Annotated in this window: 36 protein-coding genes; 4 read left to right on the forward strand and 32 right to left on the reverse strand. The window is 61.6% G+C overall.

Translation table 11 applies throughout. From position 1 onward, the window contains the following. Positions 1–79 precede the first annotated feature (79 nt). The 8 genes from ABEA18_RS07315 to ABEA18_RS07350 all read right to left on the reverse strand — a co-directional run bounded on the left by ABEA18_RS07315 (position 80) and on the right by ABEA18_RS07350 (position 5,475). Positions 80–970: a tRNA pseudouridine synthase A gene (locus tag ABEA18_RS07315; RefSeq protein ID WP_345448623.1), complete on the reverse strand. Its 891-nt coding sequence runs from the start codon at positions 968–970 to the stop codon at positions 80–82. 32 nt (positions 971–1,002) lie between these two features. After that, positions 1,003–1,563 (reverse strand): 50S ribosomal protein L17, encoded by a 561-nt coding sequence (rplQ, locus tag ABEA18_RS07320; RefSeq protein ID WP_345448624.1) that lies wholly within the window; start codon positions 1,561–1,563, stop codon positions 1,003–1,005. A 66-nt stretch (positions 1,564–1,629) separates the two neighbouring features. Continuing rightward, positions 1,630–2,640 (reverse strand): DNA-directed RNA polymerase subunit alpha, encoded by a 1,011-nt coding sequence (locus ABEA18_RS07325; RefSeq protein ID WP_011692778.1) that lies wholly within the window; start codon positions 2,638–2,640, stop codon positions 1,630–1,632. Positions 2,641–2,782: 142 nt separating this feature from the next. Further along, positions 2,783–3,184 carry a 30S ribosomal protein S11 gene (gene rpsK, locus ABEA18_RS07330; protein ID WP_028265083.1) on the reverse strand — a complete coding sequence of 134 codons (402 nt, stop codon included), beginning with the start codon at positions 3,182–3,184 and terminating at the stop codon, positions 2,783–2,785. Between the two features lie 102 nt (positions 3,185–3,286). Then, entirely contained in the window at positions 3,287–3,664 is a 378-nt protein-coding gene (gene rpsM, locus ABEA18_RS07335; protein WP_011775569.1) for a 30S ribosomal protein S13, read from the reverse strand. Between the two features lie 192 nt (positions 3,665–3,856). Continuing rightward, on the reverse strand, positions 3,857–3,970 hold the full coding sequence (gene rpmJ, locus ABEA18_RS07340; RefSeq protein ID WP_011775570.1) for a 50S ribosomal protein L36: 114 nt from the start codon (positions 3,968–3,970) through the stop codon (positions 3,857–3,859). A gap of 75 nt (positions 3,971–4,045) precedes the next feature. Beyond that, positions 4,046–4,267: a translation initiation factor IF-1 gene (infA, locus tag ABEA18_RS07345; RefSeq protein WP_009358723.1), complete on the reverse strand. Its 222-nt coding sequence runs from the start codon at positions 4,265–4,267 to the stop codon at positions 4,046–4,048. Between the two features lie 257 nt (positions 4,268–4,524). Further along, positions 4,525–5,475, reverse strand: a complete 951-nt coding sequence (locus ABEA18_RS07350) for a P1 family peptidase (protein WP_345448625.1) — start codon at positions 5,473–5,475, stop codon at positions 4,525–4,527. Between the two features lie 343 nt (positions 5,476–5,818). Here ABEA18_RS07350 and ABEA18_RS07355 point away from each other — a divergent pair, with 343 nt between their 5' ends. Genes ABEA18_RS07355 through ABEA18_RS07365 form a run of 3 tightly spaced genes read left to right on the forward strand, consistent with a single transcriptional unit; the run spans position 5,819 to position 9,110 of the window. Continuing rightward, positions 5,819–6,769 (forward strand): carbohydrate ABC transporter permease, encoded by a 951-nt coding sequence (locus tag ABEA18_RS07355; protein WP_345448626.1) that lies wholly within the window; start codon positions 5,819–5,821, stop codon positions 6,767–6,769. Beyond that, positions 6,766–7,704: a carbohydrate ABC transporter permease gene (locus ABEA18_RS07360; protein WP_345448627.1), complete on the forward strand. Its 939-nt coding sequence runs from the start codon at positions 6,766–6,768 to the stop codon at positions 7,702–7,704. The genes ABEA18_RS07355 and ABEA18_RS07360 overlap by 4 nt, the downstream gene beginning before the upstream one ends. A 59-nt stretch (positions 7,705–7,763) precedes the next feature. Further along, a complete protein-coding gene (locus tag ABEA18_RS07365; protein ID WP_345448628.1) occupies positions 7,764–9,110 on the forward strand; it encodes an ABC transporter substrate-binding protein in 1,347 nt (448 codons plus the stop codon). An 87-nt stretch (positions 9,111–9,197) separates the two neighbouring features. On the opposite strand, the gene map is transcribed toward ABEA18_RS07365, so the two are convergent. From map to rpsJ, 23 genes are all read right to left on the reverse strand, one after another. After that, the gene (map, locus tag ABEA18_RS07370) at positions 9,198–10,025 is read right to left on the reverse strand and encodes a type I methionyl aminopeptidase (protein ID WP_345448629.1); all 828 of its coding nucleotides are present in this window, start codon (positions 10,023–10,025) and stop codon (positions 9,198–9,200) included. Between the two features lie 222 nt (positions 10,026–10,247). Further along, positions 10,248–10,817 (reverse strand): adenylate kinase, encoded by a 570-nt coding sequence (locus ABEA18_RS07375; RefSeq protein WP_345448630.1) that lies wholly within the window; start codon positions 10,815–10,817, stop codon positions 10,248–10,250. Positions 10,818–10,822: 5 nt separating this feature from the next. After that, the gene (secY, locus tag ABEA18_RS07380; protein WP_236812275.1) at positions 10,823–12,133 is read right to left on the reverse strand and encodes a preprotein translocase subunit SecY; all 1,311 of its coding nucleotides are present in this window, start codon (positions 12,131–12,133) and stop codon (positions 10,823–10,825) included. A gap of 189 nt (positions 12,134–12,322) precedes the next feature. Next, positions 12,323–12,817: a 50S ribosomal protein L15 gene (gene rplO, locus ABEA18_RS07385; protein WP_345448631.1), complete on the reverse strand. Its 495-nt coding sequence runs from the start codon at positions 12,815–12,817 to the stop codon at positions 12,323–12,325. Beyond that, on the reverse strand, positions 12,817–13,023 hold the full coding sequence (gene rpmD / locus ABEA18_RS07390; RefSeq protein WP_059387371.1) for a 50S ribosomal protein L30: 207 nt from the start codon (positions 13,021–13,023) through the stop codon (positions 12,817–12,819). Before rpmD ends, rplO begins: the two co-directional genes overlap by 1 nt. A 2-nt stretch (positions 13,024–13,025) precedes the next feature. Beyond that, positions 13,026–13,697: a 30S ribosomal protein S5 gene (rpsE, locus tag ABEA18_RS07395; protein ID WP_028265093.1), complete on the reverse strand. Its 672-nt coding sequence runs from the start codon at positions 13,695–13,697 to the stop codon at positions 13,026–13,028. Positions 13,698–13,726: 29 nt separating this feature from the next. Further along, positions 13,727–14,110 (reverse strand): 50S ribosomal protein L18, encoded by a 384-nt coding sequence (gene rplR, locus ABEA18_RS07400; protein WP_234749066.1) that lies wholly within the window; start codon positions 14,108–14,110, stop codon positions 13,727–13,729. Positions 14,111–14,113: 3 nt separating this feature from the next. Then, positions 14,114–14,650 carry a 50S ribosomal protein L6 gene (gene rplF, locus ABEA18_RS07405; protein ID WP_345448632.1) on the reverse strand — a complete coding sequence of 179 codons (537 nt, stop codon included), beginning with the start codon at positions 14,648–14,650 and terminating at the stop codon, positions 14,114–14,116. An 18-nt stretch (positions 14,651–14,668) separates the two neighbouring features. After that, positions 14,669–15,067, reverse strand: coding sequence for a 30S ribosomal protein S8 (gene rpsH / locus ABEA18_RS07410; RefSeq protein ID WP_028265096.1), 399 nt, complete (start codon positions 15,065–15,067; stop codon positions 14,669–14,671). 77 nt (positions 15,068–15,144) lie between these two features. Continuing rightward, positions 15,145–15,723, reverse strand: coding sequence for a 50S ribosomal protein L5 (gene rplE, locus ABEA18_RS07415; RefSeq protein WP_059387367.1), 579 nt, complete (start codon positions 15,721–15,723; stop codon positions 15,145–15,147). After that, a complete protein-coding gene (gene rplX / locus ABEA18_RS07420) occupies positions 15,723–16,085 on the reverse strand; it encodes a 50S ribosomal protein L24 (RefSeq protein ID WP_236812278.1) in 363 nt (120 codons plus the stop codon). Before rplX ends, rplE begins: the two co-directional genes overlap by 1 nt. 3 nt (positions 16,086–16,088) lie before the next feature. Continuing rightward, positions 16,089–16,457 (reverse strand): 50S ribosomal protein L14, encoded by a 369-nt coding sequence (rplN, locus tag ABEA18_RS07425; RefSeq protein WP_003803789.1) that lies wholly within the window; start codon positions 16,455–16,457, stop codon positions 16,089–16,091. Between the two features lie 348 nt (positions 16,458–16,805). Then, complete coding sequence (rpsQ, locus tag ABEA18_RS07430; RefSeq protein ID WP_059387365.1) at positions 16,806–17,105, reverse strand: 30S ribosomal protein S17; 300 nt, start codon at positions 17,103–17,105, stop codon at positions 16,806–16,808. Next, positions 17,102–17,425: a 50S ribosomal protein L29 gene (rpmC, locus tag ABEA18_RS07435; protein WP_059387364.1), complete on the reverse strand. Its 324-nt coding sequence runs from the start codon at positions 17,423–17,425 to the stop codon at positions 17,102–17,104. The genes rpsQ and rpmC overlap by 4 nt, the downstream gene beginning before the upstream one ends. Positions 17,426–17,427: 2 nt before the next feature. Next, positions 17,428–17,844 carry a 50S ribosomal protein L16 gene (gene rplP, locus ABEA18_RS07440; RefSeq protein WP_028265101.1) on the reverse strand — a complete coding sequence of 139 codons (417 nt, stop codon included), beginning with the start codon at positions 17,842–17,844 and terminating at the stop codon, positions 17,428–17,430. Continuing rightward, complete coding sequence (rpsC, locus tag ABEA18_RS07445; protein ID WP_028265102.1) at positions 17,845–18,681, reverse strand: 30S ribosomal protein S3; 837 nt, start codon at positions 18,679–18,681, stop codon at positions 17,845–17,847. Then, complete coding sequence (gene rplV, locus ABEA18_RS07450; protein ID WP_028265103.1) at positions 18,682–19,047, reverse strand: 50S ribosomal protein L22; 366 nt, start codon at positions 19,045–19,047, stop codon at positions 18,682–18,684. A gap of 38 nt (positions 19,048–19,085) precedes the next feature. Beyond that, positions 19,086–19,367 (reverse strand): 30S ribosomal protein S19, encoded by a 282-nt coding sequence (gene rpsS / locus ABEA18_RS07455; RefSeq protein WP_018773666.1) that lies wholly within the window; start codon positions 19,365–19,367, stop codon positions 19,086–19,088. A gap of 12 nt (positions 19,368–19,379) precedes the next feature. Beyond that, a complete protein-coding gene (gene rplB, locus ABEA18_RS07460; RefSeq protein WP_028265104.1) occupies positions 19,380–20,219 on the reverse strand; it encodes a 50S ribosomal protein L2 in 840 nt (279 codons plus the stop codon). 29 nt (positions 20,220–20,248) lie between these two features. Beyond that, positions 20,249–20,554, reverse strand: a complete 306-nt coding sequence (rplW, locus tag ABEA18_RS07465) for a 50S ribosomal protein L23 (RefSeq protein ID WP_059387362.1) — start codon at positions 20,552–20,554, stop codon at positions 20,249–20,251. Continuing rightward, the gene (gene rplD, locus ABEA18_RS07470) at positions 20,551–21,168 is read right to left on the reverse strand and encodes a 50S ribosomal protein L4 (protein WP_234749056.1); all 618 of its coding nucleotides are present in this window, start codon (positions 21,166–21,168) and stop codon (positions 20,551–20,553) included. Before rplD ends, rplW begins: the two co-directional genes overlap by 4 nt. Positions 21,169–21,172: 4 nt before the next feature. After that, positions 21,173–21,823, reverse strand: coding sequence for a 50S ribosomal protein L3 (rplC, locus tag ABEA18_RS07475; protein ID WP_059387360.1), 651 nt, complete (start codon positions 21,821–21,823; stop codon positions 21,173–21,175). An 18-nt stretch (positions 21,824–21,841) separates the two neighbouring features. Beyond that, positions 21,842–22,150, reverse strand: a complete 309-nt coding sequence (gene rpsJ / locus ABEA18_RS07480; RefSeq protein WP_038464699.1) for a 30S ribosomal protein S10 — start codon at positions 22,148–22,150, stop codon at positions 21,842–21,844. Positions 22,151–22,538: 388 nt separating this feature from the next. Between rpsJ and ABEA18_RS07485 the strand changes: the two genes are divergently transcribed. Continuing rightward, on the forward strand, positions 22,539–23,966 hold the full coding sequence (locus ABEA18_RS07485; protein WP_345448634.1) for a GH1 family beta-glucosidase: 1,428 nt from the start codon (positions 22,539–22,541) through the stop codon (positions 23,964–23,966). Positions 23,967–23,999: 33 nt separating this feature from the next. Here ABEA18_RS07485 and ABEA18_RS07490 read toward each other — a convergent pair whose 3' ends face one another. Then, positions 24,000–24,125, reverse strand: a complete 126-nt coding sequence (locus tag ABEA18_RS07490; RefSeq protein ID WP_272909588.1) for a hypothetical protein — start codon at positions 24,123–24,125, stop codon at positions 24,000–24,002. Between the last annotated feature and the right edge of the window lie 16 nt (positions 24,126–24,141).

The following is a 24,141-nucleotide window of genomic DNA, read 5'->3' on the forward strand; positions in this document are numbered from 1 at the left end:
GGCGCAAAGACCGGTCCTCCTCGACACCCAGAGTCGAGGAGGACCTCCTCGCGGGTGCCTTGGATACGCCAGCCTCAACCTACTCGCGCCGCGCCCGCGTCAGCTCGGCCCGCGCAAACAGTTCGTCGTCGGAAGGATAGGCCACTTCCTCAAGTACCAAGGGGTGTGGAGCAGCCAGCACGGATTTGGCATCCCTCACCCCCGCGAGCAGTCGCTCATGCAGCCACTCCGGACTTTCCAGGCCTTCCCCCACCCGCAATGCCGACCCCACCAAGGCACGCACCATGTTGTGGCAAAATGCATCGGCCTGGACGTTGGCGACGAGTACGCCGTCATTGCCCCGCACGAACTCAAGCCGCTGCAGTTCTCTGATGGTCGTCGCGCCTTCCCTGGGCTTGCAATAGGCGCGGAAATCCTGGAGCCCCAGCAGCGCCGCGGCTCCCTGGTTCATCGCGCCCTCGTCCAGGGCGGCCTTGTGCCAAAGCGTCAACCTGCGCAGGACGGGGTCCCAACGTTCCGGGCCATCGGCGATCCGGTAGCTGTAGCGGCGCCACAACGCTGAGAAGCGAGCATCAAAACCGTCAGGCGCCAGTCCGACGTCGTGCACTTCAATGGCCCCGGTTTCATCCCGCAGGACCCGGCTCAAGGCTCCCCTAAGCCTCCGCAACAGCGCGGCGGCGGGGTCGATCTCGTGGCCCCTCGGCAGCACGCCCCACTCCGCCTCGGAAAGGTCAATGTGCGCAACTTGTCCCCGGGCGTGGACACCGGCGTCGGTCCTCCCCGCCACGGTGACCCGTACGGGGCGCCGTACGATCAGTGCCAATGCCTCTTCCAACGATCCCTGCACGGTCCGAAGACCGGGCTGAAGCGCCCACCCATTGAAAGGGCCGCCGTCATACGAAAGATCCATCCGGACACGCAAAAACCCGCCGCCCCCCAAAACGGGGGCAGCGGGTTCTCGTTCGTTCATAGACTTAAGTCTACTGTGAAGAATTCAGTGAATTACTTCTTTTCCTCAGCGGCCGGAGCCTCTTCGGTTTCAGCAGCTTCAGCTTCGGGAGCCTCGGCTTCGGTCTCCGGGGCTTCGGTCTCAACGACCTCTTCCTCGGCAACCGGAGCGGTCTCTTCGGCAGCCGGAGCAGCCTTCTCAGCGTCCTTCTTGGCAGCAGCAGTTGCCTCGGCAACTACAGCCTGCTTCGGGGAAACCGGCTCAAGAACCAGCTCGATGACAGCCATGGGAGCGTTGTCGCCCTTGCGGTTGCCGATCTTGGTGATACGGGTGTAGCCACCATCGCGGTTGGCAACGGCGCCGGCGATGTCGGTGAACAGCTCGTGGACGATGCCCTTGTCGCTGATCAGGCCGAGCACGCGACGGCGGGAGGAAAGGTCGCCGCGCTTGGCGAAGGTCACGAGGCGCTCTGCGTACGGCTTCAGGCGCTTGGCCTTGGTGACCGTCGTGGTGATGCGCTTGTGCTCGAACAAGGCTGCTGCCAGGTTCGCGAGCATCAGGCGCTCGTGAGCCGGACCGCCTCCGAGGCGCGGACCCTTAGTGGGGGTAGGCATAGTAATTTCTCCTGTAATGAAGGCCGTCCGGGTCCGAACGTGGACTCGGTGGCCAAGATCTGCTTGTTAGAGCTCGTCGTCGCTGAACGCGGCGTCGTCCTCTTCGATGGCTGCGGCGCGGGCTGCAAGATCGAAACCGGGAGGCGAGTCCTTGAGGGACAGACCCAGTTCAACCAGCTTTGCCTTGACCTCATCGATGGACTTCGCACCGAAGTTACGGATGTCCATCAGGTCAGCCTCGGAGCGGGCAACGAGTTCACCCACGGTGTGGATGCCCTCACGCTTGAGGCAGTTGTAGGAACGGACGGTGAGGTCCAGATCCTCGATCGGCAGTGCCATGTCAGCTGCCAAGGCAGCATCCGTCGGCGACGGGCCAATCTCGATACCTTCAGCTGCGGTGTTCAGCTCACGTGCAAGACCGAACAGTTCCACCAGGGTGGTGCCTGCCGAAGCAACGGCGTCGCGCGGGGCGATAGCCTGCTTGGTCTCGACGTCGACAATCAGCTTGTCGAAGTCAGTGCGCTGCTCAACACGGGTAGCTTCCACGCGGAAGGTAACCTTCAAGACCGGCGAGTAAATCGAGTCGACCGGAATACGGCCGATCTCGGAGTCGCCGGACTTGTTCTGAGCTGCCGAAACGTAGCCGCGGCCGCGTTCGATGGTCAGTTCGAGTTCGAACTTGCCCTTCGAGTTCAGCGTGGCAATGTGCAGATCCGGGTTGTGGAATTCGACGCCGGCCGGCGGAGCGATGTCCGCGGCCGTGACGACTCCGGGGCCCTGCTTGCGCAGGTATGCAACAACCGGCTCATCGTGCTCGGAGGACACGGAGAGGTTCTTGATGTTCAGGATGATCTCAGTGACATCTTCCTTAACACCCGGAACCGTGGTGAACTCGTGCAGCACGCCATCGATCCGGATGCTGGTTACAGCAGCACCGGGGATGGAAGAGAGCAGGGTACGGCGGAGGGAGTTTCCGAGGGTGTAACCGAAGCCCGGTTCCAGCGGTTCAATGATGAAACGCGAGCGGTTCTCGGAGACTACTTCTTCAGACAGAGTGGGGCGCTGTGCAATAAGCACTTAGGTTTCCTTTCGGCGAGCATCCGCTATATGACGCAACACAGGTGGTGGAAATCGGCTTGGTTCCGGCTTTGCCGGCCGGGCCCCACGGAGCAGTCAAGCTGTTCCGTGGCAGGCCCGGCCGGCAAAGCCAAGAATCCAATTAGACGCGGCGGCGCTTCGGCGGGCGGCAACCGTTGTGGGCGCTGGGGGTGACGTCCTGGATGGAGCCAACCTCGAGGCCAGCGGCCTGCAGCGAACGGATTGCGGTCTCGCGTCCGGATCCCGGTCCCTTGACAAACACGTCAACCTTGCGCAGACCGTGCTCCTGGGCGCGCTTTGCAGCGGCCTCGGCAGCCATCTGGGCGGCGAACGGGGTGGACTTGCGGGAGCCCTTGAATCCAACCTCACCGGCGGAAGCCCAGGAGATTACAGCACCGTTCGGGTCCGTGATGGACACGATGGTGTTGTTAAAGGTGCTCTTGATGTGCGCCTGGCCAAGCGCGATATTCTTCTTGTCCTTCTTACGCGGCTTGCGAACCGCGCCACGAGTCTTCGGGGGCATTATTTCTCCTACAGAAAGTTATTTGGGGGAAAGCCAGCGGCTTGGGCCCACATTTGCCGGGTTCCCTGAAATCGCGAAGCGATTTTAGGGGGCAAATGGGGACTAGCGGCCGGCCTTCTTCTTGCCGGCGACGGTACGCTTCGGGCCCTTGCGGGTACGAGCGTTGGTCTTCGTACGCTGACCGCGTACGGGCAGGCCCTTGCGGTGACGCAGGCCTTCGTAGCTGCCGATTTCAACCTTGCGGCGGATATCTGCTGCTACTTCGCGGCGAAGGTCACCCTCAACCTTGTAGTTGCCTTCAATGTAGTCACGCAGCTGGACCAGCTCGGCGTCAGTCAGGTCCTTGACCCGAACGTCAGCGCTGATGCCGGTGGCAGCCAGGGTTTCGTGTGCACGGGTCTTGCCCACGCCGTAGATGTAAGTAAGCGCAATTTCCAACCGCTTTTCGCGGGGAATGTCTACGCCAGCGAGACGAGCCATAGTGGCAGTACTCCTTGAATAAACCGGAGGTCGTAGGCAGTACACCCGCACTTTCAGTGCGGCCCCAGCCTCCGACCGGGGGTTAGCTGTCCAGGCTCTAATACGTCCCGATTCAGCTTGTGCTGCCTTTATTTACTTGCGTGGGTTAGCAACCCAGGTTGCCCTCGCGGGCGCTAGTTCCCCCGCGGGGAATTAGCCCTGGCGCTGCTTGTGGCGCGGGTTCTCGCAGATCACCATGACCCGGCCATTACGGCGGATCACTTTGCACTTGTCGCAGATCTGCTTAACGCTCGGCTTGACCTTCATGGCGTTCCTTTGCGTGTTGCAGTTGGTCAGCTGTTGCGGCAACTACCCCGGTTTCCCAAGGCTGCCGCCCAGCAATTACTTGTAGCGGTAGACGATGCGACCACGTGTGAGGTCGTAAGGGCTTAGCTCAACCACTACGCGGTCCTCAGGGAGAATCCTGATGTAGTGCTGTCGCATCTTCCCCGAGATATGTGCAAGAACTATGTGCTTGTTGGTGAGCTCAACGCGAAACATCGCGTTGGGCAGCGCCTCAGTCACAACGCCCTCGATCTCAATGACCCCGTCCTTCTTGGCCATATCCTCCGCTAACTGTTGTTTGCCGCAGCCCTCCGGTTAGGCACCGGAAAATCTGCGGACGTTTTTTGTTTGTTTGGCCGTCCGGCTCTTGCCACTCCACGAAGCAGGACTCGCGACCTGTTAAATGGGCGTGGCTGTGGAGACAACCAACAAACAACTCTACGCCAAGATGGCACGAAAGTTAAATCCGCCCATGCTAGCGCAGAGACCGGCACCGTGTCACGCTTCCGAGGACCGCGGAGCCCCCTTGGATCCCGCTAAACCTCGCCGTAGGCAGGGAAGGTGCCTGCCGCTGTCGTGATGGATTCCGCGGCCGCGACACCGTCAAGGACAGCCAAGCGGACGGCGTCCGCCGCCGCGCTTTGCAGGGTAATGAGCGAAACCTGCCTTGCTTGTTCCGAACTGCGGTCAAGCCCGACGGCGCCGGTCGCCAGCGCGAACACGGTGTCGCCGTCGGCGAGGGTATGGGAAGGACTCAGCGCCCGGGCGAGGCCGGCGTGTGCCGCACTCGCGGTGCGCTTGCATTCGGCGGGGTCGAGGACCGCATTGGTCGCGACGACGACGAGCGTGGTGTTCAGCGCCGGAGGCCCCACCGGTTCGGAGGTGCCGGATTCGATCCGCGGGGACGATGTGCCGAAAGGCATCCCCAACGCGTTGACCACTGCGAGCGCGCCCACCACCACGCCGCTGTCCAGGGTGATCGACGAGGTGCCCACTCCCCCCTTGAACGCGCCGCGCCCAATCACTGCACCGGTACCGGCGCCGATGTTTCCGCGTCCGACGTCGGCGTGCTCGCTCGAGGCGGCAGCCGCACCGGCCGCTTCGTATCCCATGGCTTCGTCGGGTCGGGCGGCGAAGTCACCGCCGCGACCCAAATCGAAGATCGCGGCGCCCGGAACGATCGGCACCACTCCCCCGGGTACGGCGAAACCGCGAGCTTGCTCCTCGCACCATCGCTGGGCACCGTGGGCCGTGACCAAACCGAAGGCACTCCCGCCGGTGAGCACGACGGCGTCGACCGTGGGCACCAGGGTGGTGGGGTCGAGCGCGTCCGTCTCGTGCGTGCCGGGGCCGCCGCCTCGCACGTCCACCGATCCCACCGTCCCGGGCGGCGGAAGGACAACGGTCACCCCGCTCAGCCAGCCATCGCCGATCCGCTGGACATGTCCCACCCGGATTCCTGGCACATCAGTGATCTTCGAAGTCATGTGCCTATTCTGCTCCCCGCCACCCAACTGGCTGACAGTTGTTGTCGTTATCAGCCGCCATAACGACAACAACTGCGAGCTACTTGGGCGCGCCCAGGATTTCGCGAGCACGCCGGGGTCCTTCCGAACACAAACGGTAGTCGTGCCTCGAATGTAAACACGGCCCCATCCGCCACGAAACATCGAGTGAACAAGCGCAAAAGGCTTGTCCAACAATCCCGCGAACAGCCCTTTTTTTGACTTGACAGGTGCTCCCGTGTGGTGAGGTAAAACTAGCCGCCCCCTTGACCCAACAGTTCGGGTCCGGCGCGCCCCGATATCTGCGAACCGTTAGAGACCTCCCATGACAAGACAACTGACAGGCAGCCCCGCGGACACCGCGCAGGCTGTCCCGGCCCCTCAGCGCCGGGAACGCTGGTCCGGCCGAACCCGACGCGACTTCTTTGTGTTCCTGGCACTGGCCTTGCCGAACTTGGCGCTGATCGCGGTGTTCACGTATCTGCCGTTGATCAACAACATGTATTACTCGACCCTTGACTGGACCTTGGGCTCCACCTCGGCCACCGTCGTGGGCTTCGACAACTACGTCAACTTCTTCACCAGCTCCGACGCCCCGCAAGTGCTCGGCACCACGCTCATCTTCACCGTGGTCACCGTGGGCGGTTCCATGGTGCTGGGCCTCTTGGTGGCCCTGGCCCTGAACGCGAAGGTCCGCGGCACCACCTTTGCGCGCTCAGCCGTCTTCGCCCCCTACGTCCTGAGCGGCGTAGGAGTCGGCCTCGTATGGTTGTTCATCTTCGACCCCGGATACGGCGTGCTGTCCTGGCTGCTCCGGGGCATCGGCCAGCAAAGTCCCCAGTGGATCAACGATCCGCAGCTCTCCCTCGTGATGGTCATCATCGTCTACGTCTGGAAGAACCTGGGCTACTGCGCCGTGGTGTACCTCGCCGGACTCCAGTCGCTCCCGAAGGACGTCATGGAGGCAGCCTCCCTGGACGGCGCCAACGGCTTCCGCCGCTTCATGAGCATCTCCGTTCCGCTGCTCTCCCCCACCACGTTCTTCCTGCTGATCACCACGATGATCAGCTCGCTGCAGGCCTTCGACCTGATCCGCATCATGACGCCGCTGGGCAACGGCACCAGCACGCTGATCTACGAGGCCTATCTCCAGGCCTTCGGAGCCTACAACCGCGCCGGCTACTCGGCCGCCATCTCGGTAGTGCTCTTCGCCATCTTGCTCATCATCACCGTGCTCCAGTTGCGGTTCGTCGAACGGAAGGTGCACTACTCATGAGCACGCTCTCTCCCGTCAGCCCCAACCCCGCAAGCGGCGTCGGAACCCTTGAAGCTCCCGACGGCGGTCCGGAGCTCCCAGCGCGGCGTGACAAGCCGTTCTCCCGCGCAAACCTCGTCCAGACACTGGCCGGAGGCTACATCCCGCTGATCGTAGCCACCCTTGTGGTGGTCCTGCCGCTGTTGTGGATGTTGCTGAGTTCCTTCAAGCAGCCCGGCGAGATCGTCACCACGGACCTCAAGATCCTGCCGCAGGGCTTGAGCCTGGAGAACTACCACACGGCCATGACCACAGTGCCGTTCGCGCGGTTCTTCCTGAACAGCCTGATCGTCACCGTGGTCGGTTCCACGGTGAAGGTGATCCTCGCCATCCTGACGGCGTACGCCCTGGTCTTTGTCCGTTTCCCGTTCAAGAACGTCATCTTCGTCGTGATCCTCGTGGCCCTGATGGTGCCGCCGCAGGTGTCGATCCTCCCCAACTACATCCTCATCGCAGGAATCGGCGGGAAGAACACTCTGTGGGGGATCATTCTTCCGGGACTCGGCACCGCCTTCGGAACCTTCCTGCTCCGCCAGCATTTCAAGACGCTTCCGGGGTCCATCCTCGAAGCCGCGGAAATCGACGGCGCGGGCCATTGGCGCAGGCTATGGCAAGTCGTCGCCCCCGTGTCGCTCCCCTCCATCGCCACCGTCGCCCTCGTCACCGTGGTCAGCGAATGGAACGACTACATCTGGCCGCTGATCATCACGGACCGGCCGGAAACCATGACCCTCCCCGTTGGACTGACCCTGCTTCAGAACTCCGAAGGAAACGGCGCCGGCTGGGGGATCTTGATGGCCGGGGCCGTCCTGGTGATCATCCCCATCCTCCTGGTCTTCGCCGCGTTGCAACGCTACATCGTCGCCGGGCTCACCCAGGGCAGCGTCACTGGTTAGCAACACCGCACCTTCCACACAACCCCATCACTACCTTTGCATCCTTGAGAGGACCAACCATGGCAATGAATCTTGATCGTAGAAACTTCCTGGGGCTCGCCGGACTTGGAGTCGGCGCCGCCGCCCTGGCAGCATGCGGCGGTCCGTCGACCAGCGGCAGCGCAGCGAGCAGCAGCCCTTCGGACATCGACTTCACCGGAGTCAAGCCGGCCGGCTCGTTCGACTTTTGGACCAGCCACCCTGGGCAGTCCCAGGCCGTCGAGCAATCCATCATCGACAAGTTCCAGGCGAAGTTCCCGGACATCAAGGTGAACCTCGTGACGGCAGGCGCCAACTACGAGGAAATCGCGCAGAAGTTCCAGACCTCGCAGGCCGCGAAGTCGGCCCTCCCCGGCCTCGTCGTGCTCTCCGATGTCTGGTGGTTCCGCTACTACACCAACGGCAACATCATTCCGTTGGACGGGCTCATCAAGCAGCTGGACTTCAAAATTGACGACTTCCAGAAGTCCCTCGTAGCGGACTACCAATACGCCAACAAGCAGTGGGCGCTCCCCTACGGCCGCTCCACCCCGCTCTTCTACTACAACAAGGACCACTTCAAGGCCGCCGGCCTTCCGGACCGGGCACCCAAGACCTGGCAGGAGTTCGCCGAGTGGGCCCCCAAGCTCCAAGCCAGCTCGGGAGCGAAGTACGCCTACATCTACCCGGCCCTTGCCGGATACGCCGGATGGACCCTGCAGAACAACCTGTGGGGCTGGGGCGGCAGCTGGTCCAACGGCTGGACCTTCAACTGCGATTCCACCGAGTCCGTCACTGCCCTACAGTGGGCCCAGGACTCCATCTACAAGGACAAGTGGGCCGGCGTTTCCTCCAAGAACGCCGCGGACGACTTCTCCGCGGGCATCACGTCCACCACGATCTCCTCCACCGGGGACCTGCTGGGCGTGCTGAAGTCCGCCAAGTTCAACGTCGGCGTCGGCTTCCTGCCGGGCGGCCCCAAGGCCGAGACCAACGTCTGCCCCACCGGCGGCGCCGGACTCGGGATTCCCAGCGGTGTGAGCAAGGAAGTCCAGCTCGCGGCTGCCACCTTCCTGAAATTCATGACCGAGCCGGAGAACACCGCGGCATTCTCGGCTGCGACCGGCTACATGCCCACGCGCGTCTCCGCGGACATGACGGCAGTCCTCGCAAAGACTCCCCAGATCAAGACGGCCATGGACCAGCTCGCCGTGACCAAGGTGCAGGACAACGCCCGCGTGTTCCTGCCCGGTGCCGATCAGGAGATGGCCAAGGCCGCCGCGAAGATCCTCACCCAGCAGGGCGACGTGAAGGCCACCATGACGGACCTCAAGACAACCCTCGATGGCATTTACACCAAGGACGTGAAGCCCAAGCTCAAGAGCTAGCCAAACTTCCCCGATACGCAGAATCCCTGGCGACACCCGAATTCCGGAGTCGCCAGGGATTTTCCGTATCGGTTCCAGGCTTGGGCGTCAGGGAATCGGAACGGGCACGACGCCGAGCGGCGCCAGCTGCTCTGCACCGCCGTCGGGCGCGGAAAGCACCCAGATGCCCTTTTCGTGGACGGCAACCGAGTGCTCCCACTGGGACGAACGCTTGCCGTCAGTGGTCACCACGGTCCAGTCGTCGTCGAGGGTTGCTGTTTCAATGCTGCCGCGGACGAGCATGGGTTCAATCGCAAGGCACAGTCCCGGCCTGATCTTCGGGCCGCGGTGCGTGGTGCGGTAATTCAACACATCCGGGGCCATGTGCATCTCGGAGCCGATGCCGTGGCCGACGTAGTCCTCCAGGATGCCGAGCGGTTTCCCCGGTACGGAGGAGACGTAGTCATCCACGGCGTTGCCGATGTCGCCCACGAACTTGCCCTTCGCCAAAGCAGCGATTCCACGCCACATGGCGGCCTGGGTGACATCCGAGAGCCGTTGGTCTTCAGGATCTGCCGTTCCGACTATCACGGTGCGTGCGGAGTCGGAGTGCCAACCGTCAACGATCGCTCCGCCATCAATCGAAATGATGTCCCCGTCCTGGAGGACCCGGTCGCCGGGGATGCCGTGGACCACTTCCTCGTTGACGGATGCGCAGATGGTGGCCGGGAAGCCGTGGTACCCGAGGAAGTTCGACTTCGCTCCAGCGTCGATGAGGACCGCGGCGAACACTGCGTCGATCTCACGCGTGGTGACGCCGGGTTTCGCAGCGTCAACGGCTGCGTCGAGCGCTCTGCTGAGGACCAATCCGGCCTCCTGCATCTTGCGCATTTGCTCATTGGTCTTGTATTCGATGCGGGGCTGGCCGAACGCCATGGTCTCCTCTTGTCGTGTGCTGCTTGTGGTGGGCTGCGGAACCAGACCACCCTCAGATCTCTTATTTTCCCGCATCGGCGGTAGTGCCCGAAACCGGAGCCGCGGACGCCCGGGAGCGGTCCCGGGTCCCGCCCCCATAAGGGGAACAGAAAAGGGCGTGTCCAGCGTGGGGAGCAGTTCACTCCAGCGCGGGACACACCCTTTTCAACAGTCGTGCGGCGACTAGACTGCCTTGGCTGCCTCGATGGCCAACAGGACGCGGTCCGTGACCTCGTCGATGCCGCCAATGCCATCGACCTGGGTCAGGATGCCGCGTTCGGCATACTTGGCCACGACGGCCTCGGTCTGCTGGTGGTAGAGGTCCAGGCGGTGGCGGATGACACCTTCGTTGTCATCCGAGCGCCCGGTCTCCTTGGCGCGGCCCAGCAAGCGTGAAACCAGTTCCTCGTCGTCGGCCGTCAGCTGAAGCACGACGTCGAGCTTCTCTTCCGTGTCGGCGAGGATCTGGTCCAGGTATTCCACCTGGGCGGTGGTGCGCGGGTATCCGTCAAGCAGGAAGCCGTTCTCGACGTCGCTCTCGCTCAGGCGGTCACGGACCATCTTGTTGGTCACGCTGTCCGGAACGAAGTCGCCGGCGTCCATGTACTTCTTGGCTTCGATACCCAGCGGGGTTTCGCCCTTGACGTTTGCACGGAAGATGTCGCCCGTGGAAATGGGGACTACGCCCAAGCGCCCGGAAATCCGCTCAGCCTGGGTTCCCTTGCCCGAACCCGGGGGTCCAATGATCAGCATTCTCGTCATCGCAAAAGCCCTTCGTAGTGACGTTGTTGTAGCTGCGCATCAATCTGCTTGACGGTTTCCAGGCCCACACCCACCATGATCAGAATTGACGTGCCACCGAACGGGAAGTTCTGGTTGGCGCCGATCAGGACGAGTGCGACCAACGGAATCAACGCCACGAAGCCCAGGTAAAAGGCGCCGGGGAGGGTGATCCTGGAAAGCACGTACTGCAGGTAGTCCGCGGTCGGTTTACCCGCCCGGATGCCCGGAATGAACCCGCCGTACTTCTTCATGTTGTCCGAGACCTCTTCAGGGTTGAAGGTGATCGCGACGTAGAAGTAGGTGAAGAACACAATCATGACGAAGTACAACGCCATGTAGATGGGGTGGTCGCCCTTGGTGAGGTTGTTGTTGATCCACTCAACCCACGGGGCGATGGACTCTCCGGCCTTGGGCTGGTTGAACTGTGCAATCAGCCCGGGCAGGTAGAGCATGGAGGAAGCAAAGATGACGGGCACGACGCCGGCCATGTTCACTTTGATGGGGATGTAGGTGCTGGTGCCGCCCACGGTGCGCCGGCCGATCATACGCTTGGCGTATTGGACCGGAATGCGCCGCTGGGACTGCTCCACGAAGACTACGAGTGCGACCGTCACGAGGCCGATTGCCAACACCGTGAAGAAGGTGCCCGGTCCCTTGGAGTTCCAGATGGCACCAAGCGAAGTCGGGAAGCCGGCTGCGATGGAGGTGAAGATGAGCAACGACATGCCGTTGCCCACGCCCTTCTCGGTAACGAGTTCGCCCATCCACATGATGAGGCCCGTACCGGCCGTCAAGGTGATGACGACAAGAATCGTGGCGATGATGCTCGTGTCGGGGATGATCGGCAGCTGGCAGTTGGGCAGCAGCTGCCCGGAGCGTGCCAGGGACACCAATGTGGTGGCGTTCAGCAGGCCCAGCGCAATGGTCAGATAACGCGTGTACTGCGTCAGCTTCGACTGGCCCGAGGCGCCTTCGTCATACAGCTCCTGGAACCGCGGAATGACCACGCGGAGCAGCTGCACGATGATGCTGGCCGTGATGTACGGCATGATCCCCAGGGCAAAGATCGAAACCTGCAGCAGTGCACCACCGCTGAACAGGTTGACGAGCTGGTAGAGGCCGCCCTGGTCCTGATTGCTTGACAAACATTGCTGAACATTTTGGTAGCTCACACCAGGCGAGGGGATAAAAGCTCCCAAGCGGAAGATTGTGATGATTCCCAGCGTGAACAACAACTTGCGTCGCAGATCAGGCGTACGAAATGCCCGGCCGAATGCGCTTAGCAAGCGTCCTCCTGAGTTAAAAGTCCAAGGGTGTCGAAAGGGGTCATTGAAACCCAACACCCGAGTCTAACGGTTTGATGCGCCATGCGAACAATCGAGGGGTGTGCGCCATATGAAAAAACTCCCGGCGCGAGGGGCCGAAGCCCTCCACACCGGGAGTCTTTTCACAGCGGGCGATAGCCCCAGAGCCCTTTAGAGGGCAGTGGTGGTTCCGCCTGCTGCTGCGATCTTCTCAGCTGCGCTGGAGGAGAAAGCGTGGGCGGTGACGTCAACCTTGACGGTGATGTCGCCGGTGCCCAGCACCTTGACGGGCTGGTTCTTGCGAACGGCACCCTTCTCAACCAGGGACTCGACGGTGACAGCGCCACCTTCCGGGAACAGCTCGTTGAGCTTGTCCAGGTTTACAACCTGGAACTCAACCCGGAACGGGTTCTTGAAGCCGCGAAGCTTCGGCAGGCGCATGTGCAGCGGCAACTGGCCGCCGGCAAAGCCAGCCTTGACCTGGTAGCGGGCCTTCGTACCCTTGGTACCGCGACCAGCGGTCTTACCCTTGGAGCCTTCACCACGACCAACACGGGTCTTGGCAGTCTTGGCACCGGGGGCGGGACGCAGGTGGTGGACCTTCAGAGTGTTCTGATTGTCGGCAGCCACGTTCTCTGCCTTATCGGCAGCCTTGTTCTCAGCCATTACTTCGCCTCCTCTACATTCACGAGGTGCGGAACCGTGTTGAGCATGCCAACGGTTACGGCATCAGCGGTACGGACAACAGTGTGTCCGATGCGCTTGAGGCCGAGGGACCGCAGGGTCTCACGCTGGTTCTGCTTGGCGCCGATGACGCCCTTGATCTGGGTGATCTCCAACTGAGCGTCGGAGGGAGTCAGGTTCTTAGCCATGACTAGACACCTGCCTTCTGGTTCTGGAGTGCGCGCACCAGAGCAGCAGGAGCAACCTCGTCCAGCGGCAGGCCACGGCGGGCTGCCACGGAAGCGGGCTCTTCCAGTCGCTTCAGGGCGTCAACAGTCGCGTGAACGATGTTGATGGCGTTCGAGGAACCGAGCGACTTGGAGAGAACGTCGTGGATACCGACGCATTCCAGTACCGCGCGGACCGGACCACCAGCGATAACACCGGTACCCGGGGAAGCCGGACGCAGCATGACAACGCCTGCTGCGGCCTCACCCTGCACGCGGTGCGGGATGGTGCTGCCAACGCGGGGAACGCGGAAGAAGGACTTCTTAGCCTCTTCAACGCCCTTTGCGATAGCTGCCGGAACTTCCTTGGCCTTGCCGTAGCCAACGCCAACCAGGCCGTTGCCGTCACCGACGACGACGAGGGCGGTGAAGCTGAAGCGACGACCACCCTTGACGACCTTGGCAACACGGTTGATGGTTACAACGCGCTCTACGAACTGGCTCTTCTCGGCCTCGCGACCGCCGTCGCGGCCACCACGGCCACCACGGTCGCCGCGGCCCTGGCCACGGTCACCACGCTCGCCACGACGGCCGCCGCGGCGGTCGTCGGTGGCAGCAGCAGTCTCAGTTGCCTCAGCAGCTGCAGCTTCAGTCACCTGAATGTCCTTTTCGTTATTCTCAACGGTCACAGTGCCAGCCCACCTTCACGTGCGCCGTCAGCGACGGCGGCGATCCGGCCGTGGTACTTGTTACCACCGCGGTCGAAGACAACAGCTTCGATACCTGCAGCCTTGGCACGCCCGGCAACGAGCTCGCCGACGCGCTTGGCCTTGGCAGTCTTGTCGCCGTCGAATGCACGAAGGTCAGCTTCCAAAGTGGAAGCGTAAGCCACGGTTACACCCTTGCTGTCATCGACAACCTGGACGAAGATGTGGCGTGCGGAGCGGTTGACGACCAGACGAGGACGAGCAGCCGTACCGGTGATGCGCTTGCGGATACGAAGCTGGCGACGGCTGCGTGCAGCAGACTTGCTCTTGTTCGACCGCTTCTTGTTAATTGCGATGGCCATGGTTTACTTACCAGCCTTTCCGACCTTGCGGCGGATAACTTCGCCGGCGTAACGGACACCCTTGCCCTTGTAGGGGTCGGGCTTGCGCAGCTTGCGAATGTTGGCAGCAACCTCGCCGACCTGCTGCTTGGAGATACCAGCGACGGAGAGCTTGGTCGGCCCCTCCACCGTGAAGGTGATGCCTTCGGGAGCGGAGACATTGACCGGGTGGCTGAAGCCGAGAGCGAACTCAAGGTCAGAACCCTTGGCCTGAACGCGGTAACCGGTACCAACGATTTCAAGCTTCTTTTCGTAGCCCTTGGTGACGCCCTCGATCATGTTGGCGATCAGGGTGCGGGTCAGGCCGTGCAGGGAACGCGAAGTGCGCTCGTCGTTCGGGCGGCTGACAGTCAAGGTGCTTTCGTCCAGGGTGACCTCGATCGGGCTGGCTACAGTGTGGCTCAGCTCGCCTTTGGTGCCCTTGACGTTGATGACAGAGCCATCAACCTTAACTTCAACGCCGGCAGGAACGGTGATGGGGAGACGTCCAATACGTGACATTATTCTCTTCCTTTCCCGTTACCAGACGTACGCGAGGACTTCGCCGCCCACGCCCTTCTTGCCGGCCTGCTTGTCAGTCAGGAGGCCGGAAGAGGTGGACAGGATTGCGATACCCAGGCCACCCAGCACGTGAGGCAGGTTGGTGGACTTCGCGTAAACGCGGAGACCAGGCTTGGAAATGCGGCGGACACCAGCGATCGAACGCTCGCGGTTCGGACCGAACTTGAGGTCGATGGTCAGCTTCTTGCCGACCTCGGCTTCCTCTTCCTTCCAGGCAGCAATGTAGCCTTCTGCCTTCAGGATGTCGGCAACGCGTGCCTTGAGCTTGCTGTACGGCATGCTCACGGTGTCGTGGTATGCCGAGTTGGCGTTGCGCAGACGCGTAAGCATGTCTGCGACAGGATCTGTCATAGTCATTGTGGGCTCTTGCCCTTCCTCGTAATGGTTTCCGCGTTGGCTGCAAAGCAGCCGCGGCCGGACCTACTACGTAGTTATTAGTCTTCGGATTTGAACGGGAAGCCAAGTGCCTTGAGCAGCGCACGGCCTTCGTCATCGGTCTTTGCAGTGGTGACAACCGTGATGTCCATACCGCGAACGCGGTCGATGGAGTCCTGGTCGATTTCGTGGAACATAACCTGTTCGGTCAGACCGAAGGTGTAGTTGCCGTTGCCGTCGAACTGCTTGCCGTTGAGGCCGCGGAAGTCGCGGATACGGGGCAGGGCGAGGGTCACGAGGCGGTCCACGAATTCCCACATACGGTCCCCACGCAGAGTTGCGTGTGCACCGATGGGCATGCCTTCGCGCAGCTTGAACTGTGCGATGGACTTGCGGGCCTTGGTTACCTGCGGCTTCTGGCCGGTGATCAGGGTGAGGTCGCGGACAGCGCCGTCGATCAGCTTGGAGTCCTTGGCGGCATCTCCAACACCCATGTTCACAACAACCTTCACCAGGCGGGGAACCTGGTTCACGTTCTCGTACTTGAATTCCTCAACCAGGGTCTGCTTGATGGAATCGGCGTACTTCGTCTTCAGACGCGGAACGATCTTCGCTGGAGTCTCGAGAGTCTCAGTCATTAGATGTCCTTCCCGGATGCCTTGGACACGCGGACACGGACGGCCTTGGAGACGCCGTCCTTCTCAACGGTCTCGAGACGGAAACCAACGCGGGTCGGCTTCTTGGTCGAGGGGTCAACAAGCGCAACGTTGGAGACGTGGATCGGGGCCTCAACGACCTCGATGCCACCGGTCTTGGTGCCGCGCTGCGACTGACCGACCTTGGTGTGCTTGGTGACGCGGTTGATGCCTTCTACCAGGACGCGGTTGGTCTCGGTGAACACGCGAAGAACCTTGCCCTGCTTGCCACGGTCGCCGCCACGTTCCTGCTTGGCGCCGGTGATGACCTGGACGAGGTCACCCTTCTTGATCTTTGCACCCATGGGTTACAGCACCTCCGGAGCCAGCGAAACGATCTTCATGAACTTCTTGTCACGGAGTTCACGACCAACCGGGCCGAAGATACGGGTACCGCGGGGGTCGCCGTCGTTCTTCAGAATCACAGCTGCGTTCTCGTCAAACTTGATGTAGGAACCATCCGCACGGCGGCGTTCCTTCTTGGTACGAACGATGACAGCCTTGACGACGTCACCCTTCTTTACGTTGCCGCCCGGGATAGCGTCCTTGACGGTTGCGACAATGACGTCGCCAATGCCTGCGTAGCGACGGCCGGATCCACCGAGAACGCGAATGGTAAGGATTTCCTTAGCACCCGTGTTGTCGGCGACCTTCAGTCGCGACTCCTGCTGAATCAATTTTTACTCCTTGCGTCGCGCCGGTTCTCAGACCGAAATGGAGCATACGGAATGAGCCTTGCGGAACGGTTGATCGGGGTGTCTCTTGACCTGCCTGGATTTTGCCAGAGCAGGCCTAAACTCCCGTGCCGCCAGCATCAGCTTCCCTTGCGGAAATAACTGCGCGGGGCAGTATGCCGCGGCACGATTGTTTACGAGGTGGTTGTTGACGCACAACTGGCGCCATACAAACTCAATATCCTAGCACGTTTTATGCTAAGGACCGAAACGCGGAAAGGCCCGCATTCCTTCCGGAATACGGGCCTTCCTACCAATCCATATCGCTGCCGGACAAAGCCCGGCGCGGGATTACTTAGCCTTTTCGAGGATCTCGACCAGGCGCCACCGCTTTGTAGCGGACAGCGGGCGGGTCTCAGAGATCAGAACGAGGTCGCCGATGCCGGCGGTGTTCTGCTCGTCGTGAGCCTTGATCTTCGAGGTGCGGCGAATGACCTTGCCGTACAGAGCGTGCTTCACGCGGTCTTCGACCTGAACAACGATGGTCTTTTCCATCTTGTCAGAGACAACGTAGCCGCGACGCGTCTTACGGTAACCGCGCTGTTCAGCGCTGGCTGCTGCTTCCGTCACAGTTTCCTTCTGTTCGCTCACTTGGCGTCCTCTCCAGCCTCGGCTTCGGCCTTTTCAGCCTTGGCTTCTGCCTTCTTGGACTTCTTTTCTTCCTTGGCTTCCACAACCGGTGCGGCAACCTCGGCACGAATGCCCAGCTCGCGCTCACGGAGAACGGTGTAGATGCGTGCGATGTCCTTCTTTACCGCGCGCAGACGACCGTGGTTCTCCAGCTGTCCGGTGGCGGACTGGAAACGCAGGTTGAACAGCTCTTCCTTGGACTTGCGGAGTTCTTCAACGAGACGCTCGTTGTCGAAACCGTCCAGCTGTGCGGGTGCGAGATCCTTCGACCCTACTGCCATTTCTATTCACCACCTTCGCGACGCACAATGCGTGCCTTCAACGGCAGCTTGTGGATTGCCAGGCGCAGTGCCTCGCGAGCTACCTCTTCATTGACACCGGCGAGCTCGAAGAGAACGCGGCCCGGCTTGACGTTTGCGACCCACCATTCCGGAGAACCCTTACCGGAACCCATGCGGGTTTCGGCCGGCTTCTTCGTCAGCGGGCGGTCCGGATAAATGTTGATCCAGACCTTGCCGCCACGCTTGATGTGGCGGGTCATCGCGATACGGGCAGACTCGATCTGACGGTTCGTGACGTAGGCCGGGCTCAGCGCCTGGATGCCGTATTCACCGAAAGTGACCTTGGTGCCGCCCGTTGCAGCGCCGGAACGACCCGGGTGGTGCTGCTTACGGTGCTTGACTCGACGTGGGATAAGCATTTAAGCCTGTCCTCCTTCTGCTGCGGGAGCAGCAGCTTCAGCTGCCGGAGCCTCTGCAGCAACAGGTGCCGCGTCAGCTGCCGGACGGTCGGTACGACGACGGCGGTCACCACGGTCTGCGCCACCCGGGCGGCCCGGACGGTCGCTCGGACCGCGGCCGCGGGACGGAGCAGCAGCTGCCTGCTGAGCCAGTTCCTTGGCGGTGACGTCGCCCTTGTAGATCCAGACCTTCACGCCGATGCGGCCGAAGGTGGTCTTGGCCTCGTAGAAGCCGTAGTCGATGTTCGCACGCAGGGTGTGCAGGGGCACACGGCCTTCGCGGTAGAACTCCGAGCGGGACATTTCTGCGCCACCCAGTCGACCGGAGCAAGCGATACGGATGCCCTTGGCACCCGCACGCTGTGCGGACTGCATGGCCTTCTTCATCGCACGGCGGAAAGCCACGCGGGAAGTCAGCTGCTCAGCAACGCCCTGGGCAACAAGCTGTGCTTCCATCTCGGGGTTCTTGACCTCGAGGATGTTCAGCTGGACCTGCTTGCCGGTGAGCTTTTCGAGCTCGCCGCGAATGCGGTCTGCTTCTGCGCCGCGGCGGCCGATGACGATACCCGGACGAGCCGTGTGGATGTCCACGCGGACACGGTCACGGGTGCGCTCGATTTCGACCTTGGCGATACCAGCGCGCTCCATGCCCGTGGACATGAGCTGGCGGATGCGGATGTCTTCGCGAACGAAGTCCTTGTACCGCTGGCCAGCCTTGGTGCTGTCAGCAAACCAGTGCGATACGTGATCGGTGGTGATGCCGAGTCGGAACCCGTGCGGGTTTACTTTCTGTCCCACTTAGCGAGCCTCCTCTTTCTCCGGGGTAGCGACTACCACGGTGATGTGGCTCGTGCGCTTCTTGATTTGAAATGCGCGACCCTGAGCACGCGGCTGGAACCGCTTCATGGTCGGGCCTTCATCAACAAACGCTTCGCTGATGTAGAGGTCTCCCTCGTCAAAGGCAACGCCGTCGCGGTCCGCGAGAACCCGTGCGTTTGCCATTGCCGACTGAACTACCTTGAATACCGGCTCCGAAGCTGCCTGTTCGGCGAACTTCAGAATTGCCAGAGCCTCATTCGCTTGCTTACCACGAACAAGGTTGACGACGCGCCGGGCCTTCATAGGCGTTACGCGGATGTGACGCGCAATAGCCTTGGCTTCCATTGCTTTCCTTCTCTCGTCTTAGCCGTAGAGCCAGCGCCTTAGCGGCGCTTGCCCTTACGGTCGTCCTTGACATGGCCGCGGAATGTCCGCGTGGGAGCGAATTCGCCGAGCTTGTGCCCGACCATCGACTCAGTGACAAACACCGGAATGTGCTTGCGTCCGTCGTGAACGGCAATCGTGTGACCCAGCATGTCCGGGACGATCATCGAACGGCGGGACCAGGTCTTGATGACGTTCTTGGTGCCCTTTTCGTTTTCCCTGGCGACCTTCACAAAGAGGTGCTGGTCTACGAAAGGACCTTTTTTCAGGCTGCGTGGCATGTGTCCAGGCTCCTATCGCTTGTTCTTGCCAGTACGGCGGCGACGAACAATAAGCTTGTCGCTCTCTTTGTTGGGGCGGCGGGTGCGGCCTTCACGCTTACCGTTCGGGTTGACCGGGTGACGTCCACCGGAAGTCTTACCTTCACCACCACCGTGTGGGTGATCGACCGGGTTCATGGCGACACCACGGACGGTCGGGCGAACGCCCTTCCAGCGCATACGGCCGGCCTTACCCCAGTTGATGTTCGACTGCTCGGCGTTGCCGACCTCGCCGACGGTTGCGCGGCAGCGCACGTCAACGTTGCGGATTTCACCGGAGGGCAGACGCAGCTGGGCGAAACGGCCTTCCTTGGCGACGAGCTGAACCGAAGCACCTGCGGAACGGGCCATCTTGGCGCCGCCACCCGGACGCAGTTCAACTGCGTGGATGGTGGTACCAACCGGGATGTTGCGCAGCGGCAGGTTGTTGCCCGGCTTGATGTCAGCGTCGGGGCCAGCCTCGACGAAGTCACCCTGGGACAGCTTGTTCGGGGCGATGATGTAACGCTTGGTGCCATCAACGTAGTGCAGGAGGGCGATGCGAGCCGTGCGGTTCGGATCGTACTCGATTTCGGCAACGCGGGCGTTGACGCCGTCTTTGTCGTGGCGACGGAAGTCGATCAGACGGTACTGGCGCTTGTGGCCACCACCCTTGTGACGGGTAGTGATCTTACCGGTGTTGTTACGGCCGCCAGTCTTGTGCAGCGGACGCAGCAACGACTTTTCCGGAGTCGATCGCGTGATTTCGGAGAAGTCGGCTACGCTCGAGCCGCGACGGCCCGGGGTAGTCGGCTTGTATTTACGGATTCCCATAATTCATTTCCTCGTTAAAGTGGTCTCCGCTACGCGAGCGGACCGCCGAAGATGTCGATTGTGCCTTCTTTGAGGGTGACAATTGCACGCTTGGTGCTCTTGCGCTGTCCCCAGCCGAATTTGGTGCGCTTGCGCTTACCGGCACGGTTGATGGTGTTGATCGATTCGACCTTGACGGAGAAAATCTTCTCCACGGCCAGCTTGATCTCGGTCTTGTTCGAGCGGGGGTCCACCAGGAAGGTGTACTTGCCCTCATCGATCAGGCCGTAGCTCTTTTCCGAAACGACGGGTGCAATGACGACGTCGCGCGGGTCTTTGATGGTGGCTGCACTCACTTGGCATCCTCCTCGTTCTTTGCCTTGTCAGCGATGAAAGCCTCGAACGCAGCCTTGGTGAAGACAACGTCGTCGGAAACCAGCACGTCGTAGGTGTTCAGCTGGTCTGCGTACAGAACGTGAACATCCGTGAGGTTGCGCACGGAAAGTGCAGCAACATCGTTGGCGCGCTCGATAACAACGAGCAGGTTCCGGCGCTCGGAAACTGCACGCAACGCGGCCAGTGCTTCCTTGGAGGACGGCTTGGGGCCGGCGACCAGTTCAGCAACGACGTGGATACGGCCGTTACGGGCGCGGTCGGACAGGGCGCCACGCAGTGCGGCAGCCTTCATCTTCTTGGGGGTCCGCTGGCTGTAGTCACGCGGAGTCGGGCCGTGGACAACGCCACCACCGGTCATGTGAGGAGCACGGATGGAACCCTGACGGGCGCGGCCGGTACCCTTCTGCTTGAACGGCTTGCGGCCTGCACCGGAAACTTCGGCGCGGGTCTTGGTCTTGTGGGTACCCTGGCGAGCAGCAGCGAGCTGTGCGACGACGACCTGGTGCAACAGCGGCACGTTGGTCTGGACGTCGAAGATCTCTGCAGGCAGGTCTACCTTGACAGTGCTAGTCATTTAACTAGGCTCCCTTCACGGCGGTGCGTACGAGGACGACCTGGCCGCGGGCGCCGGGGACGGCACCCTTGATAAGGAGCAGCGACTTCTCGGCGTCAACAGCGTGAACCGTGAGGTTCAGCGTGGTGTGACGTTCTGCGCCCATGCGACCGGCCATTTTCAGACCCTTGAAGACGCGGCTCGGGGTGGATGCGCCACCGATGGAACCGGGCTTGCGGTGGTTCTTGTGCGCACCGTGGGAGGCTCCAACGCCGTGGAAGCCGTGACGCTTCATAACACCGGCGAAGCCCTTACCCTTGCTGGTGCCGACGACGTCGATCTTCTGACCGGCTTCGAAGAGCTCAACAGAAAGCTCCTGGCCCAGTTCGTAAGACGCGGCGTCTGCAGTGCGCAGTTCGACGACGTGGCGGCGAGGAGTTACGCCAGCCTTTTCAAAGTGACCAGCCAGCGGCTTAGTGACCTTGCGGGGATCGATCTGGCCGTAGCCGATCTGAACGGCGACATAGCCATCAGTCTCTGCATTGCGCAGCTGGGTGATGACGTTGGAGTCAGCCTGGACGACAGTTACCGGGATGAGCTTGTTGTTCTCGTCCCAGACCTGGGTCATGCCGAGCTTCGTGCCCAGCAGGCCCTTTACATTACGGGTTGCGGTCATAGTTTTCTCAGCACCTCCCTACAGCTTGATTTCGATGTTCACGTCGGCCGGCAGGTCGAGACGCATAAGCGAGTCAACAGCCTTCGGCGTGGGGTCGATGATGTCGATCAGACGCTTGTGAGTACGCATTTCAAAGTGCTCACGGCTGTCCTTGTACTTGTGGGGAGAGCGGATCACGCAGTAGATGTTCTTCTCCGTCGGCAGCGGCACGGGGCCCACTACCGTTGCGCCTGCGCGCGTGACCGTCTCAACGATCTTCCGCGCTGAAACATCAATGACCTCGTGGTCATATGACTTCAGCCGGATGCGGATTTTTTGTCCCGCCATGTCGCCTGACTCTCTTTCAGTCTGTGCTGCCCTCGAATAAAGGCTGCCCTGTTCACTTACGTGTTGTATGTGGCTGCCGAAGCATTTGAAGTAGTACTACCACCCGCCGCACAAGCTGAATCCGGAGGGATCCGGGTTCCTCAACTTGCCGGTGTAACCGACCCCCGCGGTCGGGCGTGTCGCGATTTCCACGCAAACGCGTCCGACTTCCTTTGGGGATCTGGGTTATGTTTGGGCTTCAGCTTGGACCCTGACACCCGGCATTATCCGGATCGGGACGCGAAGAAGCGCTTGAACAACTCACCTAGTATGCCGGAATTCCCCGGCATAAGCCAATCGGGCCTCGCGGACCATTGCCATCGGCTCCTGCGCTCGGGATGATGGGGTCATGACTGTCCAAGATTCTGCCACGGTGGGGGATCTTGCAGGCCGCATCCGGCCGGACTTCACCTTGGGCGTCGCTGCGGCAGCCTTCCAGATCGAGGGCTCGCTCTCAGCGGACGGGCGTGGACCGTCAAGCTGGGATGCATTTGCCGAGAAACCAGGCGCGATCGTCGACGGGCACTCCCCCGCAGTAGCCTGCGACCACTACAACCGGACGGACGAGGACATTGCCCTCATGCAGGATCTGGGCGTGGATTCCTACCGGTTCTCGCTCTCCTGGCCCCGGATCCAACCCGGCGGCAAGGGCCCCATCAACGAACAGGGCCTGGACTTCTATGACCGTCTGATCGACAAGCTCCTGAAGGCCGGCGTCTCGCCCATGGTGACCCTGTTCCATTGGGATACTCCCCTGCCGTTAGAGCACGACGGCGGCTGGCTGAACCGGGCGACGGCGGAACGGTTCGCCGAATACTCCGCTGCGGCCGCGCACCGCTTCGGTGACCGCGTGGCGCAATGGGTCACCCTGAACGAACCCGTTTCGGTCGCGTTGCAAGGTTATGCGCTCGGTGTCCACGCTCCCGGCAGGCGGTTGCTTTTCGATGCCTTGCCGGCTGCCCACCATCAGTTGTTGGGGCACGGCCTTGCTGTCCAGGCCCTGCGCGCTGCCGGCGTGGCGGGAACTGTCGGCGTAGCCAACGTCCATTCGCCAGTCCGGCCCGCAAGCAAGCGGCTTGCAGACGGTCTCATGGCCAAGGCCTTCGACCTCATCTTCAACCGGGTCTATGCCGATCCCATCCTCCTGGGGCGGTACCCGAAACCGCCACTCCAGGTCAGGCCCTGGTTCCGGGCCTTGGGCAAAGTCCGGGACGAAGATCTCAAGACCATCCACCAGCCCTTGGATTTCTACGGCTTGAACTACTACTACCCCATCAAGGTGGCCTCGGGCCACGCCGACGGAACCGCGCACTGGAACACCCCGGACATGATGGCCAAGCTTCCGTTCCACCTTGCGGCCTTCCCCGAATACGAAACGACAGGATTTGGTTGGCCTGTAGCTCCCGAACACCTCGGAATCCTGCTGCGGGAGCTGAAAGACCGCTACGGGGCAGCGCTGCCTCCCCTGTTCATCACGGAGAGCGGCGCGAGCTTCCCGGAACCGGATCATACCCGGGGTCCAGTGCACGACGACGATCGCATCAGCTACCTTGCTTCGCACCTTGACCAGGCCTTGAGGGCCACGGCCCCCGGCGGGATCGCCCACGACGTCGAACTTCTGGGCTACTACGTCTGGACGCTACTGGACAACTTCGAATGGGCCGCCGGATATTCACAGCGATTCGGGCTGGTGCACGTTGACTTCGACACCCTCGAAAGAACCCCCAAAGACTCGTACTACTGGTACCAATCCTTGAGCAAGGCACGCAGGAGCTGATTCGAGCCCCTTTTGTGGACCGATCGTGCTAAATCAATCTTTCCTGTTGGCCCGATTGATGCGCTTGGCGCGCTCGATCTCGCGGCGAAAATATTTCCTTCCCCACATCACGCCAGCTACCACCACAACAACCACAACCAGAAAAATGAGCCATCCCATTCCGCATTCCTCCTTT

This window comes from Arthrobacter gyeryongensis (assembly GCF_039543785.1).
GTDB lineage: Bacteria > Actinomycetota > Actinomycetes > Actinomycetales > Micrococcaceae > Arthrobacter > Arthrobacter gyeryongensis.

Bases quoted from the DNA above. Each gene is read 5' to 3' on its own strand.
- ABEA18_RS07315 (WP_345448623.1), bottom strand. From the start codon at position 970: ATGAACGAACGAGAACCCGCTGCCCCCGTTTTGGGGGGCGGCGGGTTT.
- rplQ (WP_345448624.1), bottom strand. From the start codon at position 1,563: ATGCCTACCCCCACTAAGGGTCCGCGCCTCGGAGGCGGTCCGGCTCAC.
- rpsK (WP_028265083.1), bottom strand. From the start codon at position 3,184: ATGCCCCCGAAGACTCGTGGCGCGGTTCGCAAGCCGCGTAAGAAGGAC.
- rpsM (WP_011775569.1), bottom strand. From the start codon at position 3,664: ATGGCTCGTCTCGCTGGCGTAGACATTCCCCGCGAAAAGCGGTTGGAA.
- rpmJ (WP_011775570.1), bottom strand. From the start codon at position 3,970: ATGAAGGTCAAGCCGAGCGTTAAGCAGATCTGCGACAAGTGCAAAGTG.
- infA (WP_009358723.1), bottom strand. From the start codon at position 4,267: ATGGCCAAGAAGGACGGGGTCATTGAGATCGAGGGCGTTGTGACTGAG.
- ABEA18_RS07350 (WP_345448625.1), bottom strand. From the start codon at position 5,475: ATGACTTCGAAGATCACTGATGTGCCAGGAATCCGGGTGGGACATGTC.
- ABEA18_RS07355 (WP_345448626.1), top strand. From the start codon at position 5,819: ATGACAAGACAACTGACAGGCAGCCCCGCGGACACCGCGCAGGCTGTC.
- ABEA18_RS07360 (WP_345448627.1), top strand. From the start codon at position 6,766: ATGAGCACGCTCTCTCCCGTCAGCCCCAACCCCGCAAGCGGCGTCGGA.
- ABEA18_RS07365 (WP_345448628.1), top strand. From the start codon at position 7,764: ATGGCAATGAATCTTGATCGTAGAAACTTCCTGGGGCTCGCCGGACTT.
- map (WP_345448629.1), bottom strand. From the start codon at position 10,025: ATGGCGTTCGGCCAGCCCCGCATCGAATACAAGACCAATGAGCAAATG.
- ABEA18_RS07375 (WP_345448630.1), bottom strand. From the start codon at position 10,817: ATGCTGATCATTGGACCCCCGGGTTCGGGCAAGGGAACCCAGGCTGAG.
- rplO (WP_345448631.1), bottom strand. From the start codon at position 12,817: ATGGCTGAGAACAAGGCTGCCGATAAGGCAGAGAACGTGGCTGCCGAC.
- rpmD (WP_059387371.1), bottom strand. From the start codon at position 13,023: ATGGCTAAGAACCTGACTCCCTCCGACGCTCAGTTGGAGATCACCCAG.
- rplR (WP_234749066.1), bottom strand. From the start codon at position 14,110: ATGGCCATCGCAATTAACAAGAAGCGGTCGAACAAGAGCAAGTCTGCT.
- rplF (WP_345448632.1), bottom strand. From the start codon at position 14,650: ATGTCACGTATTGGACGTCTCCCCATCACCGTTCCTGCCGGCGTTGAA.
- rpsH (WP_028265096.1), bottom strand. From the start codon at position 15,067: ATGACTATGACAGATCCTGTCGCAGACATGCTTACGCGTCTGCGCAAC.
- rplE (WP_059387367.1), bottom strand. From the start codon at position 15,723: ATGACTGAGACTCTCGAGACTCCAGCGAAGATCGTTCCGCGTCTGAAG.
- rplX (WP_236812278.1), bottom strand. From the start codon at position 16,085: ATGGGTGCAAAGATCAAGAAGGGTGACCTCGTCCAGGTCATCACCGGC.
- rpmC (WP_059387364.1), bottom strand. From the start codon at position 17,425: ATGGCAGTAGGGTCGAAGGATCTCGCACCCGCACAGCTGGACGGTTTC.
- rplP (WP_028265101.1), bottom strand. From the start codon at position 17,844: ATGCTTATCCCACGTCGAGTCAAGCACCGTAAGCAGCACCACCCGGGT.
- rplV (WP_028265103.1), bottom strand. From the start codon at position 19,047: ATGGAAGCCAAGGCTATTGCGCGTCACATCCGCGTAACGCCTATGAAG.
- rpsS (WP_018773666.1), bottom strand. From the start codon at position 19,367: ATGCCACGCAGCCTGAAAAAAGGTCCTTTCGTAGACCAGCACCTCTTT.
- rplB (WP_028265104.1), bottom strand. From the start codon at position 20,219: ATGGGAATCCGTAAATACAAGCCGACTACCCCGGGCCGTCGCGGCTCG.
- rplD (WP_234749056.1), bottom strand. From the start codon at position 21,168: ATGACTAGCACTGTCAAGGTAGACCTGCCTGCAGAGATCTTCGACGTC.
- rplC (WP_059387360.1), bottom strand. From the start codon at position 21,823: ATGACCGCAACCCGTAATGTAAAGGGCCTGCTGGGCACGAAGCTCGGC.
- rpsJ (WP_038464699.1), bottom strand. From the start codon at position 22,150: ATGGCGGGACAAAAAATCCGCATCCGGCTGAAGTCATATGACCACGAG.
- ABEA18_RS07485 (WP_345448634.1), top strand. From the start codon at position 22,539: ATGACTGTCCAAGATTCTGCCACGGTGGGGGATCTTGCAGGCCGCATC.
- ABEA18_RS07490 (WP_272909588.1), bottom strand. From the start codon at position 24,125: ATGGGATGGCTCATTTTTCTGGTTGTGGTTGTTGTGGTGGTAGCTGGC.